This window comes from Actinosynnema sp. NPDC049800 (assembly GCF_040656635.1).
Classification (GTDB): Bacteria; Actinomycetota; Actinomycetes; order Mycobacteriales; family Pseudonocardiaceae; genus Actinosynnema.
Genome location: NZ_JBFAMT010000008.1, coordinates 36,156 through 49,160, shown reverse-complemented (window position 1 = coordinate 49,160; position 13,005 = coordinate 36,156). Strand labels below are relative to the sequence as shown.

Below are 13,005 nucleotides of genomic sequence, written 5' to 3'. Positions count from 1 at the left end.
CCGGGACACTCGCCCTCGGGACGCCCCGGTAGACCCCGCCCCTGAACATCCCCCGGGACCACCACCCCGGGCCTCGGGACATCGGACACCGGCCGCCTGCCTACCCGCCCACGGACCCCGCCGCCCTCGCGCCCGCCGCACTACGTGCTGCCGCCCTGCTATCGCACCGCGTGCCGCCGCACGTCGAGCGGTTCGTCCCGTGGCGGGGCCTGGTGCCCCGCGTCGAGTACATCGGCATCGACGCCCGCGTCTACGCCCGCGTCCACGTCGGCGTCCCGCCGGGCGTCAAGCAGTTCGCCGGTGTGCTCCTCGGCCCACGCCGCGAGCGCGCGGACGGGTGTGAGCAGCGACCGACCCAGGTCGGTCAGGTCGTGCCACCCGTCCACGCTCGTCAGCAGCCCGTTGCCCCGCAGCCGAGCCAGGGTCTGGGTGAGCATCTTGTTGCTGATGCCGCCGATCCGGTCCAGCAGCTCCCCGTACCGCAGCGGCCCGTCGCCCAGCGCGACGACGACCACCACCGACCAGGTGTGCCCGACGACCTCCAGGGTCGTGCGGGCGGGGCAGTCGGCGAGGAACACGTCGAAGTCGCTCACCAGTCACAAATACCGCTTGAGCTCCCGCTTCGCCAACGACATCCGGTGCACCTCGTCGGGGCCGTCGGCCAGGCGCAGGGTCCGCGCCGCGGCCCACAGCTCGGCCAGCGGGAAGTCCTGGCTCACGCCGCCCGCGCCGTGCGCCTGGATCGCCTTGTCCAGCACCCACTCGGCCATGAGCGGCGTGCCGATCTTGATGGCCTGGATCTCGGTGTGCGCGCCCTTGTTGCCGACGGTGTCCATCAGCCACGCCGTCTTGAGCACCAGCAGCCTGGCCTGCTCGATCCGCACCCGCGACTCGGCGATCCACTCCTGCACGACACCCTGGCGCGCGATCGGCTGCCCGAACGCGACGCGCGAGATCGCGCGGCGGCACAGCAGTTCCAGCGCGCGCTCGGCGATACCGATCAGCCGCATGCAGTGGTGGATGCGGCCGGGACCGAGACGGGCCTGGGCGATCGCGAAGCCCTCGCCCTCGCCGGCGATCAGGTTGTCGGCCGGCACGCGGACGTTGTCGAAGACGATCTCGGCGTGCCCGCCGTGGGAGGCGTCGGTGTAGCCGAACACGTGCATGCCGCGCTTGACGTGCACGCCCGGCGTGTCGCGCGGCACCAGGATCATGGCCTGCTGGCGGTGCGGTTCGGCGTCCGGGTCGGTCTTGCCCATCACGATGAAGATCGCGCAGTTGGGGTTCATCGCGCCCGACGACCACCACTTGGTGCCGTTGACGACGTACTCGTCGCCGTCGCGGGTGATGCTGGTGGCGATGTTGGTGGCGTCGGAGGACGCGACGTCCGGCTCGGTCATGCAGAACGCCGACCGGATCTCGCCGTCCAGCAGGGGCCGCAGCCACTGCTTCTTCTGCTGCTCGGTGCCGAACATCGCCAGCACCTCCATGTTCCCGGTGTCCGGCGCGGCGCAGTTGAGCGCCTCGGGCGCCAGGTGCGGGCTGCGGCCGGTGATCTCGGCCAGCGGCGCGTACTGCAGGTTGGTCAGGCCGCCGCCGTGCTCGGGGTCGGGCAGGAACAGGTTCCACAGGCCCTGCCTGCGCGCCTCCGCCTTCAGCTCCTCCAACACCGGCGGGCGCGCCCACGGGTCCGCGGCGTCGGCCAGCTGCCGTTCGGCGACCGGCTCGGCGGGGTAGACGAACTCGTCCATGAACCGCAGCAGCTTCTCGCGCAGTTCCTCGGTCTTGGCGTCGTAGGCGAAGTCCATCAGTGCTCCCCTGAGCTCGCGGCGAGTCCCTGGCGCACCAGCGGCAGGGTGAGTTGGCCGATCTGGTCGAACCCCGCTCCCACGGTCTGGCCGTGGGTGAAGCGGAAGTGGATGCCTTCGAGGATCACGGCGAGCTTGAAGTAGGCGAACGCCGTGTACCAGGCCAGTCCGCCGGTGTCGGCGCCGCTGCGCTCGGCGTAGCGGCGCACCAGCTCGTCGGTGCCGGCGAACCCGGGCAGCGTCGGCACGGTGCCGGTGATCGGGTCGTCCTCGCGCGCGCCGATGCCGTTCCAGTACACGCACAGCAGGCCGACGTCGGCGAGCGGGTCGCCCAGCGTGGCCATCTCCCAGTCCAGCACCGCGCTGATGTCCAGCGGGTCCTCGGTGACCAGGACGTTGTCCAGCCGGTAGTCGCCGTGCACGATCGTGGCGCGGGCGGATTCGGGGACGCTGTCGGCGAGCCGGTCGCGCAGCTCGTCGATGCCGGGCAGCTCACGGCTGCGGGAGGCGTCGAGCTGCTTGCCCCAGCGGGCGACCTGGCGCTTGAGGAAGCCGTCCGGTCGGCCGAAGTCGCCCAGGCCGACCTCCTTCGGGTCGACGGCGTGCAGGTCGGCGAGCACGTCGACCAGCCGTTCGGACAGGGTGCGCGCCTTGTCCGGGGTGAGCCAGGGGCACTGGTCGCGGTGCCGCAGCGCCACCCCGGGCACCTCTTCCATCAGGTAGAACGGCGCGCCGATGACGTCGGTGTCCTCGCACAGCAGCTCGACGCGCGGCACGGGCACGGCGGTGTCGGCCAGGGCCTTGATCACCCGGTGTTCGCGGGACATGTCGTGCGCGGTGGCCAGCACGTGGCCCAGCGGCGGGCGGCGCAGCACCCAGCGCTCGTGGCCATCGGTGACGCGGTAGGTCAGGTTGGACCGTCCGCCGGGGATCAGGTCGCCGGTCAACGGGCCGGTGCCCAGGTGCGCGGCGAGCCGGTCGAGGTCCAGGCCCGGTAGTTCGGTCATGCGGCGACTCCCCTGAGCTGGGCGATCACCGCACGGGTCGTGTCGGCGTCGGTGTGCCGGTGGGCGTGCAGGCCGACCGCCTGCGCCGCGTCGACGTTGACCGGCGCGTCGTCGAAGAACACGCACCGTTCGGCGGGCAGGCCGATCTGGTCCAGCGTGTGCCGGAAGATGCGCGGGTCGGGCTTGCGCAGCCCGATCCGCCCGCTGATCACGATCGTGTCGAACAGCTCGAGCAGCAGCTCTTCGGGGTAGCCCTCGCCCCAGCTGTTGGACAGCAGCACGGTCCGCAGACCGTCGGCGCGCAGTTCGCGGACCAGGTCGACCATCTTCGGGTCGGGGTGGGCGCTGCCGAACATGCGGCGCAGCAGGCCCTTCGACGCCACCTCGCGTCCGTCGAGGGTGGTGAGTTCGGCGGCCAGGAGCGCTTCGAACTCGCCGGTCCCGAGTTCGCCGGTCTCCAGTCGGGCCACCGGGCTGTCGGGCAGCGCGTCGCGGCCCATCCAGTCCCGCATGGTCCGGCGGTAGTGGTCCCGGTCGATGTTCTCCGAAGTCAGCCAGTCCTCGATGAAGGCGGGCACGGAGACCGTGAGCACGCCACCCCAGTCCAACACCACCGCGTCGATGCGCCGTTCGTCCACGTCGCGAGGGTACCGACCGGTCGGTATGTGGGCAACCCCGCGTCGTTGTCCCCATTTCCGGAAAACGTGAACAGCGTGTTCGCGTTTGACAATTCGGCATTTGTTTCGGCATTGTCCGACTCGACGATCGAACCGTGCTCCTCAGGGTCCTCACCAGGGCTTATGAGTCGCGCCTTCTTGTCTTGCCCGGAGGAAGCAATGCCGATTCTGGTCACCGGTGCGACCGGCACCGTCGGACGATGCGTGGTGCGTCGACTGCTCGACGCGGGGCGGCCGGTCCGGGCGTTGACCCGTGATCCGGCGGCCGCTCGGCTGCCCGCGGCCGTCGAGGTGGTGGCCGGCGACTTCACCGACCCGGCGTCGCTGTCGGCGGCGTTGCGCGGGGTGGAACGGGTGCACCTGGTGTCGATGGAAGGCGACGGCCCGGCCATCGTGGACGCGCTGGTGGGCGCCGGGGTGCGGCGTTTGACGCATCTCGGGCACAACGACCCGAGCCGGTCCGACGACGATCCGCTGGAGTCGTGGCACCGGGTGTTCCACCGGGCGATCGAGTCGTCCGGGATGGAGTGGACGCACCTGTTCCCGGGCGAGTTCATGGCGAACACGAGGGAGTGGGCGCCGTCGATCCGCGACGAGGGTGTCGTGCGAGCGCCGTTCGGTGATTGGCACAGCGCGATGGTGAACGAGGACGACATCGCGGCGATCGCGGTGACGGCGCTGGTGGAGGACGGGCGCGAGGGCGGACCTACCAGCCGACCGGGCCGGCCCCCGTGCGTCGGCGGGACGCGGTGCGGATGATCGGTGAGGCGATCGGCCGTGACGTGCGGTTCGTGGAGCTGACCCCGGCCGAGGCCCGTGAGCTGTGGCGTGACGTCTACCCGGCCGTGGTGGCCGAGTGGTTCCTGGAGATGGGCCGGCATCCCGAGGGCAACAGCTGGGTGTCGCCGGACGTCGAGCAGGTGCTGGGTCGGCCCGGCCTGACGTTCGACCGGTGGGCACGCGACCACGCCGCCGACTTCCGCTGAGCTGCGGCGGTCGTGCTGGTGGCAGTCCAGTTCGCGCCGGTCCGGTGGTGGTGGCCGCGCGTTCGTCAGTCCGGTTCGGGCAGGGCGTTGCGCAGCCGGATCCCGCTGAACCCGAGCGTGCTCGCGACCACCCGCCGCCAGAACGGCCACAGGTTGGCCATCAGCCGCAGCTCGATGCCCGCGTCCTCGTGCAACGCGAGCAGGTCGCCGACCGCTTCGGGCGCGCCGAGCGGTTCGACCGGTTCGGTGGCCACGTGGGCGTTGGTCGGTTCACCGAACGGCCGGAACGCCCCGGCGTCGAACCGGTAGGCGTAGAGGCGGGTGGTCTGCATCCGGCGCAGCCAGCCGTACTCGATCGCGTGGACCCGCTCGACGCCCAGCCACGCCCGGTCCTCGGCGCTGGTGGTGGGTTCGACCCACGTCAGTGCGCGCGGGCACTGGCGCGGGAACCAGTAGTCGGGCGACCGTGCGTGGTCCACGGCCCACACGTACGCCTCGGGTTGCCGGGCGGTGGCGGCGACGTGCGGCTCGAACCGGGTGATCGCGGGGTCTTCGGAGAAGTGCAGCACTTCCCCCTGTGCCGGTCGCATGGTCGGCGATCCTGTCGGATGCCAGCCGGCACGATCCACCGATTTCCGCCGATGCCACGCCGATTGCCGGGCCGGCGACCGACCGGGCGGTCGACCGTGTTGCGGCGGCACCGCGTCGATGGATCCGTCGGCGTAGTGCGGTGGGTGTGGGCGAAGTCGTGGTCGGTGGACGACGTGCGCCGGGCCTACCTGCCGTAGACCCGGCGCACATCCGGTATCCGACGGCGTCGACGTGTCAGGCGTTGATCTCCTTCGGGGCGTCGTCGGTCTGGCCGATGGCGATCTTGCGCGGCTTCGCCTTCTCCGCGATCGGGATGCGCAGCGTCAGCACGCCGGAGTCGTAGTCCGCCTTGATCCGGTCGACGTCGAGCGAGTCACCGAGGAACAGTTGGCGCGAGAACACGCCCAGCGGTCGCTCCGACAGCTGCATCTCGACGTCGTCGGTGCGGTTGGGGCGACGCTCGGCCTTGACGGTGAGCACGTTGCGCTCGACGTCGAGGTCGATGGCGTCCGGCGTGACACCGGGCAGGTCGAACTCCACCACGAACTGGTCCCCGGCGCGGTAGGCGTCCATCGGCATGGGCGTCGGCCGCGACCAGGTGCCCGGCCCGCTGAAGAACTGCTGCGCCAGCCGGTCCAGCTCCCGGAACGGGTCCGTGCGCATCAACATCGGGAACACCTCCTGGTCTACGTGGTCAATGCGCTGGTGATTGCGCTGCGATTCAGTTGTACCACGTCGTCATCCGGTTGACAAGACCAGATGTCGTCGGTAAGTTGACGTCATGGCGATCGGGGATTACGAGACCGTCCGAGCGGCGGCGACCGGGGAAGACCTCAGTGCGGGGCAGGTGCTGTCCGCACTGGTCCTCCTGCGGCGCTTGCGCGACGAGCTGGCCGGATGGGAACCGCAGCTGATCGCCGCGGCACGCGAGTTGGGCACCAGCTGGGCCGAGCTGGCGCCCGCGCTCGGGGTGGCCAGCAGACAGGCGGCGGAGCGCCGGTACCTGCGGCTGCGCCCGTCCGACCTGGGCGCGACGGCCGAGGGCCGGGTGCGTGCCGAGCGGGACCGGCGGGCGGCCGACCGCGCGGTGTCGCAGTGGGCCCGGGACAACGCGGCGTCGTTGCGCAGCCTGGCCGGTCAGGTCGGCCGGATGGACGTCGTGGTGCGCGAGGCGCTGGCGGCCGACGACGCCGTGGCGCTGCTGGAGCCGTTGATGGCGGCGCTGAGCAGGATGCGGACCAGTCACCCGGAGCTGGCCCAGGAGATCCAGGCCGTCGGCGACCAGGCGGAGGAGGTGCGACGCGACACCCAGACACTGCGGGACAACCAGATGCTCCGCGACAACCAGTGACCACCACCTGACCTCCGCTGACCACCACGTGGCGACCACTGGCCGCCCCTGACATCGGCCGGTGGCTGCCGTCAGGGGCGGACGACCGGCCGTCACCCGCAGCGCTCGTGCCGCCCGCCGGACGCCGTGGAGGGGTCGGCCGACCCCTCCTGACGGACCGTCGCGGCGGGCCGCCCTGACGACTCCGTGGGGTGCACCGGGGATTCTGCAGGTCACCACCCTGCCGAGCGACCGGTCGCTCGGCAGGGTGGTGACCTGCGCCTCCGCGACGGCAGTCCGAGCTTTCGGTCGGGCCGTGGATCGAGTCACCAGGTCGTGGGTCGGTCCGGTCGCCGAACGCGGCGGCGGCCGTGGTGCCGGCCGTCGGGTCGGCGGCGGAGGGTAGTCCGTCGAGGGTGGGTCGGGATCAACCGATCGGCTCGGTCGGGGTGGACCTTCTCCCGACGGGATCGGGTCCTTTCGTGGCTCGTGGTCGTCGGGTTCCGCTGTCACGGTGGAGAGGCTTTCCACGATGGCAGGGGGATGGAATGCCGATCTCTGAACGGGTAGTGGCGTTGGTGGCGGCGGCTTCGGCGGTGGCGTTGCTCGGGGGCGGGGGCACGTCGGCCTCGCCGGGGCGGCCCGAGCGGTCGGGTGACTGGGTCACCTGGTCGAAGGACGCGTCCGGGTCGCGGTACGCGGCGGCGGAGTGGCGGATCACGCCTCGCACCGTGTCGAAGCTGAAGGTGAAGTGGGCGTTCGCGTTCCCGAAGTCGGCGGCTCCGGTGCGGAGCCAGCCCGCCGTGGTCGGCGGGGTGGCGTTCTTCGGCGGGCCGGACGGGAAGTTCCACGCGCGGGACGCGGAGACCGGCGCGGAGGTGTGGACGACGGACCTCTCCGGCATCGCTCCGGGCGCCCGGCCGGCAATCCCGTGGGACAGCCCGTCGGTGTCGGGCGGGCGGGTGTACTTCGGCGACATCCGGGGCTTCGTCTACTCGTTGGACCAGGCCACGGGTCGGGTGGTGTGGGCCGAGCAGGTCGACGCGCACCCGGCGGCGACGGTGACCAGTTCACCGATCGTGCACGACGGGAAGGTGTACGTCGGCACGTCGAGCGGTGAGAACGCAGCCACCAGCCCGGACGGGACCGACGACCCGAACTACCCGTGCTGCACGTTCCGCGGCCACATCGACGCCCTCGACGCGCGCACCGGCGAACTGGTGTGGCGCCACTACACCGTGCCCGAACCGCAGGCGGTCGGGACGTGGCCCAGTGGCGCGACCCGGTACGAGCCGTCGGGCGCCGGGGTGTGGAGCTCGCCGGTGGTCGACCCGCGCAGCGGCACGGTGTACGTCGGCACCGGCCAGAACTACACCGGCAGCGCGGGCGACTTCGACACGTTGCTGGCGCTGGACCACCGCACGGGCGCGGTGAAGTGGCGCAACCAGGTCACGAAAGCCGACACGTGGCGCGGGTTGTGCACCAGCCCCGACCCGGAGGGCTACTGCCCCGGCCTGAAGGACGGCTCGGCGTTGGACTACGACATCGGCGCGACGCCGAACCTGTTCACCGTCGACGGGCGGCGGCTGGTCGGGGTCGGGCAGAAGATGGGCGTCTACCACGTGTTCGACGCGGCGACCGGCGAGGTGGTGTGGCGTCGGCAGCTGGGCGTGCCGCTGCCCAACGGCGGCATCTCGGGCATCCAGTGGGGCACGAGCTACGACGGGCACCGGCTCTACATCGCGACGTACTTCGCCGACCCGGGCACGGTGTTCGCGGTGGACCCGGCCACCGGCCGCGTGCTGTGGGAGACGCCGAACCCGGCGGACGGCTGCACGACCGGCGGCGCCGCGGCGCACCCGGAGGTCTGCACGCTGGGCCACGGCCCGGCGGTGACGAGCAGTCCGGGCCTGGTGTGGGAGGGCGGCAACGACGGCAAGCTGCGGGCGTACTCGGCGCGTGACGGCCGGGTGCTGTGGACCTACGACACGATCCGGGACTTCACCGGCGTCAACGGCCTGCCGGGTCGCGGCGGCACGATCTCCGGTGGTGGCGGTGGCGCGGTCGTGGCCGACGGGATGGTGTACGTGCAGGCGGGCTACTCGCCGGAGTACCCGAACCCGGACGGCGGCGACGTGCTGCTCGCGTTCGGCCTGTGACCGTCGGACCGGGGGAACGGCCGGACCCGGTGAGGACCGGCGACTGGAGCCGGTGACCGGGTCAGGTGACAGCGACGGCGGCGACGCCGGGGTGCTCACGTCACGACGGTGACCACCCCGGTGCCGCCGTCGACCTCGACCGGCACGCCGAGGGGCACGGTGAGCTGGCCCTCGCAGTGCCCGAACCGGGCGTCGGCGACGATCGGCACACCGAGTCCGCCGAGCCGGTCGGCGAGCACGGCGGACGGGTCGCCGCACCCCGTCCACGAGCCGAGGACGAGCCCGGCGACCTGGTCGAACCACCCGGACCGCAGCAGGTCGGTGAGCATCCGGTCGAGGCGGTACGGCTCTTCGTTGACGTCTTCGAGCAGCACGACCGCGCCGGGAGGCGGCGGCGCGTCGAGCAGGCTGAGGTTGCCGCCCACGGCGACACCCCGCGCGACTCCGGGCGCCATGCCGACGCCCCGGTAGGACGTCACGCCGGTGAACAGGGCGGTGCGGAGCCGTTCGCGGGCGTCGGTGTCCTCGACGAACGCCCTGGTGCCGATCATCGGCCCGAACCACGTGGGCACGCCGTGCGCCAGGAACCGCTCGTGCAGCACGGTGGTGTCGCTGGAGCCGACGAACACCTTGCCGTCCGCGGCGGCCGCGACGGCGGTCCAGTCGACCAGGTCGACCATGCGCAGGCTGCCATAGCCGCCCCGGGCGCACAGCACCCCGGCCACGGTCGGGTCCAGCCAGGCCCGTTCGAAGGAGCGGGCGCGGTCGGCGTCGTGGCCGGCGAGGTAGTCCAGCGTCGGGTGGGTGTCCAGGGCGTGGGCGTCGATCCGCACGTCCAGGCCCCATTTGCGCAGCCACGCGGTGCCTGCGTCGAGGAGTTCGGCCGAGCACGGTCCGGCCGGGCTGACCACGACGACCCGGTCGCCGGGCCGCAGCAGCGCGGGCCCGGCCGCAGCGGACCCTGAGGTGGCGGACCCTGAGGTGGCGGCACCCGAGCGGGCGGCGCCGGCCGCGTGGGGCGTCACCGGCGCAGCTCCAGGACCGCGATCCCCTCGGGCGTGAAGCCGAACACCTGCCCGTAGAACGACAGCTCGGCCTCCAGCGCGGCGACGATCGTCTCGGCCTTGCGGAACCCGTGCTGCTCGCCCTCGAACGTGAGGTAGGCGTGCGGGATGCCGGTGCCGTCCAGCGCGGAGGCGAACCGGTCGGCCTGCTCCGGCGGGCAGATCTCGTCCTCCAAACCCTGCAGCAGCAGCACCGGCCCGGCCAGCCGGTCCACCCGGTGCGACGGCGACCGCTCCGCGTACCGGTCGGCGGCGGCGGGCCAGGGCCCGACCAGGCCCTCGACGTAGCGGGACTCGAAGTCGTGGGTCTCGCCGCCCTCGCCGGTCCAGCCGGCCAGGTCGAGGATGGGGAACGCGACCATGCCGCACCGGTAGGTCTTCACCGAGGTCAGCGACGCGGCCGAGGTCCAGCCGCCCGCGCTGCCGCCGCGGATGGCGAGCCGGTCGCCGTCGGCGGCGCCGGAGTCGGCCAAGGCCTGGGCGACGGCGGCGCAGTCGTGCACGTCGACCACGCCCCACTGCTCGCGCAGCCGTTCGCGGAACGCCCGCCCGTAGCCGGTGGAGCCGCCGTAGTTGACCGCGACCACGCCGATGCCGCGGCTGGTCAGGTAGGCGAGCTCCGCGTCGAGCACGGGCGCGGAACGGCCGGTAGGCCCGCCGTGGACGTGCACGACGTAGGGCGGTTTCTCGCCCTCGGGGGCGGCGAAGTCGGGGTTGCGCGGCGGGTAGACGTAGGCGGGCACGTCGCCGTCCGGCCCGCTGAACACGCGCTCCTCGGGCACGGGCAGGTACTCCACCGGCAGCGCCGACTCGGCGGAGGTGTGCTCGGTGAGCACGCCGGTGGACAGGTCCAGCGACACCACGGCGGACTCGGCGAGCGGTCCGGCGGCGCCGCTGACCAGGACGCCGTCGTGCACGGCGAGGTGCGCGTGCCAGACGGGCTGGTCCACGTCGACGTCGGTGACGGTGCCGCTGCGCTCGTCGAGCACGGCCAGCGCGCCGGAGCGCAGCACGGCGTAGCGGCCGGGGCCGATGGCGGCGAACCAGCGGTTGCCCAGCCGCCACATCGGCCCGCCCAGCTCCGCCGCGCACGGCGCGAGGTTCTCCGCCGTGCCGTCCAGGCCGATGCGGAACAGGTTCCACCAGCCGTCGGGATCGGTCAGCGCGAGCAGGGAGTCGCCCTCCCACTCGACCTGGCACACGGCCTCGGTCTCGCCGCCCGCCAGGACGCGGTGGTCGGAGGAGCCGACCTCGGCGACGCACAGCTCGGTGCCGTCCCACGGCATGCGGGGGTGGTCCCAGCCGATCCAGGCGTAGTGGCGGCCGTCGGGCGAGAGCCGCGGCCCGGTCATGAAGTGGTGGCTGGCGGCGAGCACCCGCGGCGGGGAGCCGTCCAGCGGCAGCGCGACCAGTTCGCGGCGCACGTCGGTGCGGGCGTCGCCGGTCACCGTCTCGCGCACGCACCACACCTCGGCGTGGCCGGGTCCGGCGGTGAGGTCGGCGTAGCGGTAGCCGTGCCGGCGCGCGGGCTCGGGGCTGAGCGGGACGGGCCGCGGGTCGTCGGGGTCGAACAGGTAGACGCGCTGGTCGTCCCAGTTCGTGAACGCCACCCGAGTCCCCTCGGGGGTGTCCAGCACGACCCAGGGCCGGCCGCCGTACTCGTGGACGCGGTTGCGCACGTTCCACGGCGGGGGCAGCAGGTCCTGTCCGTCGCGCACCAGCGCGACGCGGCCGCCCTCGGCGGGTCGTCCCTCGGCCCACCAGGGACGACCGTCGTGCAGGTCGACCCACTGCAGGCCCCCGCCGGCCGCGGCGGCGTCGGCCGCGGCGATGGGCGATGTCCACGTTCCGTACGGTGCGATCTTCACCACCCGGCGACCTTATCCGGGTGCGCGGCGCCGACCGGCCGGCGGTCGTGTTCGCCGGTCGTGGAAAAGCAAGGGGCAGGGCTGCCGATCTTGCTCGCGTGGCCTAGGGTCGTCGTTGTCATGGCACGCGTCATCCACGTATTCCGCCAGCCCGACCGGTTCGTCGCCGGCACAGTCGGGCAGCCTGGCGAGCGCACGTTCTACCTGCAGGCCTCCGAGGAGGCCCGGCTGGTCAGCGTGGCGCTGGAGAAGCAACAGGTCGCCGTACTCGCCGAGCGCATCGGCTCGCTGCTGGAGGAGGTGCACCGGCGGTTCGGCGCCGACGTCCCCGACGCGGTCCCCGAGGACCTCCGGGACACCGAACCGCTGGCGGTGCCGGTCGAGGAGGAGTTCAAGGTCGGCACGATGGGGCTGGGCTGGGACGCCGAGTCCCGCGCGGTGGTCATCGAACTGCTCGCGATCACCGAGGAGGAGGTCGACGAGGCGGTGGTGCTCGACGACACCGAGGAGGGTCCGGACGCGGTGCGGGTGTTCCTGAGCCCGGTGGAGGCGCGGGCGTTCGCCGAGCGCGCCGACCGGGTGGTGCGGGCAGGGCGCAAGCCGTGCCCGCTGTGCGCGGAGCCGCTGGACCCGGAGGGGCACGTGTGCCCGCGGCAGAACGGCTACCGCCGTTCGGACGAGGGCTGAGCGCGGCGGTGGGTCCGGCGGACGACGGGGTGCTCGACTTACTGCGGCGTGGCCGCATCGACGTCGAGGGCCGGCTGGTGGACGCGTCGAACGCGACGCTGTTCTGCAGGATCAGCCTCGACGGCGTGACCGCGCAGTGCGTGTACAAGCCGGTGCGCGGCGAGCGGCCGTTGTGGGACTTCCCCGACGGCACGCTGGCGGGCCGCGAGGTGGCCACGTACCTGGTGTCGGAGGCGGCCGGTGTGCACGTGGTGCCGCCGACGGTGCTGCGGGAGGGTCCGTTCGGGTCGGGCATGGTCCAGTTGTGGGTGGAGACCCGCGAGGACGACGACCTGGTGGACATCGTGCCGGTGGACGAGGTGCGGCCGGGGTGGCGTTCGGTGCTGCGGGCGCACGACCGGTACGGGGAGCCGGCGGTGCTGGTGCACGCCGACCACCCGCGGGTGCGGTTGATGGCGGCGTTCGACGTGGTGGTGAACAACGCCGACCGCAAGGGCGGTCACGTGCTGCACGCGCTCGACGGCGCGGTGTACGGGGTGGACCACGGGATCTGCCTGCACGGCGACGCCAAGCTGCGCACGGTGCTGTGGGGGTGGTTGGGCGAGGAGCTGCCCGGGGAGGCGGTGGAGTCGCTGCGGCGGCTGCGGTCGTGCCTGGACGGGGAGCTGTCGCAGCGGCTGCACGAGCACCTGACGCGCGCGGAGGTGCGCGCGTTGACCGAGCGGGTGGAGAAGCTGCTGGCGGCGGGGGTGTTCCCGAAGCCGTCCGACGAGTGGCCGGCGATCCCCTGGCCCGCGTTCTGACCGGGCCGCGCGTGCCCGCCGGGCC

At 72.7% G+C, this 13,005-nt stretch carries 14 protein-coding genes; 6 read left to right on the top strand and 8 right to left on the bottom strand.

Annotation, left to right across the window (positions count from 1 at the left end):
* Positions 1-158: 158 nt before the first annotated feature.
* Genes AB0I91_RS12445 through AB0I91_RS12430 form a run of 4 tightly spaced genes read right to left on the bottom strand, consistent with a single transcriptional unit; the run spans position 159 to position 3,453 of the window.
* On the bottom strand, positions 159-593 hold the full coding sequence (locus AB0I91_RS12445; RefSeq protein ID WP_499610496.1) for a winged helix-turn-helix transcriptional regulator: 435 nt from the start codon (positions 591-593) through the stop codon (positions 159-161).
* 3 nt (positions 594-596) lie between these two features.
* On the bottom strand, positions 597-1,808 hold the full coding sequence (locus tag AB0I91_RS12440) for an acyl-CoA dehydrogenase family protein (protein WP_499636755.1): 1,212 nt from the start codon (positions 1,806-1,808) through the stop codon (positions 597-599).
* Entirely contained in the window at positions 1,808-2,815 is a 1,008-nt protein-coding gene (locus AB0I91_RS12435; RefSeq protein ID WP_499636753.1) for a phosphotransferase family protein, read from the bottom strand. Before AB0I91_RS12435 ends, AB0I91_RS12440 begins: the two co-directional genes overlap by 1 nt.
* Positions 2,812-3,453 (bottom strand): HAD family hydrolase, encoded by a 642-nt coding sequence (locus AB0I91_RS12430; RefSeq protein WP_499636751.1) that lies wholly within the window; start codon positions 3,451-3,453, stop codon positions 2,812-2,814. The genes AB0I91_RS12435 and AB0I91_RS12430 overlap by 4 nt, the downstream gene beginning before the upstream one ends.
* Before the next feature lie 246 nt (positions 3,454-3,699).
* Between AB0I91_RS12430 and AB0I91_RS12425 the strand changes: the two genes are divergently transcribed.
* Positions 3,700-4,251 (top strand): SDR family oxidoreductase, encoded by a 552-nt coding sequence (locus AB0I91_RS12425; RefSeq protein ID WP_499636749.1) that lies wholly within the window; start codon positions 3,700-3,702, stop codon positions 4,249-4,251.
* Positions 4,248-4,478 carry a hypothetical protein gene (locus tag AB0I91_RS12420; RefSeq protein WP_499636747.1) on the top strand — a complete coding sequence of 77 codons (231 nt, stop codon included), beginning with the start codon at positions 4,248-4,250 and terminating at the stop codon, positions 4,476-4,478. The genes AB0I91_RS12425 and AB0I91_RS12420 overlap by 4 nt, the downstream gene beginning before the upstream one ends.
* 65 nt (positions 4,479-4,543) lie before the next feature.
* On the opposite strand, the gene AB0I91_RS12415 is transcribed toward AB0I91_RS12420, so the two are convergent.
* The gene (locus AB0I91_RS12415) at positions 4,544-5,068 is read right to left on the bottom strand and encodes a DUF6886 family protein (RefSeq protein ID WP_499636745.1); all 525 of its coding nucleotides are present in this window, start codon (positions 5,066-5,068) and stop codon (positions 4,544-4,546) included.
* A gap of 235 nt (positions 5,069-5,303) precedes the next feature.
* Entirely contained in the window at positions 5,304-5,738 is a 435-nt protein-coding gene (locus AB0I91_RS12410) for an Hsp20/alpha crystallin family protein (RefSeq protein ID WP_498778620.1), read from the bottom strand.
* Positions 5,739-5,850: 112 nt separating this feature from the next.
* On the opposite strand from AB0I91_RS12410, the gene AB0I91_RS12405 reads away from it, so the two are divergent.
* Together AB0I91_RS12405 and AB0I91_RS12400 are read left to right on the top strand one after the other, a co-directional pair.
* Complete coding sequence (locus AB0I91_RS12405; protein WP_498778619.1) at positions 5,851-6,420, top strand: hypothetical protein; 570 nt, start codon at positions 5,851-5,853, stop codon at positions 6,418-6,420.
* A gap of 527 nt (positions 6,421-6,947) precedes the next feature.
* Positions 6,948-8,558 (top strand): outer membrane protein assembly factor BamB family protein, encoded by a 1,611-nt coding sequence (locus AB0I91_RS12400; protein ID WP_499636743.1) that lies wholly within the window; start codon positions 6,948-6,950, stop codon positions 8,556-8,558.
* 95 nt (positions 8,559-8,653) lie between these two features.
* Here the strand turns inward: AB0I91_RS12400 and AB0I91_RS12395 are convergent, their stop codons facing one another.
* Together AB0I91_RS12395 and AB0I91_RS12390 are read right to left on the bottom strand one after the other, a co-directional pair.
* Positions 8,654-9,583 carry a S66 peptidase family protein gene (locus AB0I91_RS12395; RefSeq protein WP_498778617.1) on the bottom strand — a complete coding sequence of 310 codons (930 nt, stop codon included), beginning with the start codon at positions 9,581-9,583 and terminating at the stop codon, positions 8,654-8,656.
* The gene (locus tag AB0I91_RS12390) at positions 9,580-11,493 is read right to left on the bottom strand and encodes a prolyl oligopeptidase family serine peptidase (protein WP_499636741.1); all 1,914 of its coding nucleotides are present in this window, start codon (positions 11,491-11,493) and stop codon (positions 9,580-9,582) included. Before AB0I91_RS12390 ends, AB0I91_RS12395 begins: the two co-directional genes overlap by 4 nt.
* A 117-nt stretch (positions 11,494-11,610) precedes the next feature.
* On the opposite strand from AB0I91_RS12390, the gene AB0I91_RS12385 reads away from it, so the two are divergent.
* Complete coding sequence (locus AB0I91_RS12385; RefSeq protein ID WP_230567929.1) at positions 11,611-12,177, top strand: DUF3090 domain-containing protein; 567 nt, start codon at positions 11,611-11,613, stop codon at positions 12,175-12,177.
* Positions 12,178-12,206: 29 nt separating this feature from the next.
* The gene (locus AB0I91_RS12380) at positions 12,207-12,980 is read left to right on the top strand and encodes an SCO1664 family protein (protein ID WP_498778615.1); all 774 of its coding nucleotides are present in this window, start codon (positions 12,207-12,209) and stop codon (positions 12,978-12,980) included.
* Positions 12,981-13,005 lie beyond the last annotated feature (25 nt).

Bases quoted from the DNA above. Each gene is read 5' to 3' on its own strand.
- AB0I91_RS12440 (WP_499636755.1), bottom strand. From the start codon at position 1,808: ATGGACTTCGCCTACGACGCCAAGACCGAGGAACTGCGCGAGAAGCTG.
- AB0I91_RS12435 (WP_499636753.1), bottom strand. From the start codon at position 2,815: ATGACCGAACTACCGGGCCTGGACCTCGACCGGCTCGCCGCGCACCTG.
- AB0I91_RS12420 (WP_499636747.1), top strand. From the start codon at position 4,248: ATGATCGGTGAGGCGATCGGCCGTGACGTGCGGTTCGTGGAGCTGACC.
- AB0I91_RS12415 (WP_499636745.1), bottom strand. From the start codon at position 5,068: ATGCGACCGGCACAGGGGGAAGTGCTGCACTTCTCCGAAGACCCCGCG.
- AB0I91_RS12410 (WP_498778620.1), bottom strand. From the start codon at position 5,738: ATGTTGATGCGCACGGACCCGTTCCGGGAGCTGGACCGGCTGGCGCAG.
- AB0I91_RS12405 (WP_498778619.1), top strand. From the start codon at position 5,851: ATGGCGATCGGGGATTACGAGACCGTCCGAGCGGCGGCGACCGGGGAA.
- AB0I91_RS12400 (WP_499636743.1), top strand. From the start codon at position 6,948: ATGCCGATCTCTGAACGGGTAGTGGCGTTGGTGGCGGCGGCTTCGGCG.
- AB0I91_RS12385 (WP_230567929.1), top strand. From the start codon at position 11,611: ATGGCACGCGTCATCCACGTATTCCGCCAGCCCGACCGGTTCGTCGCC.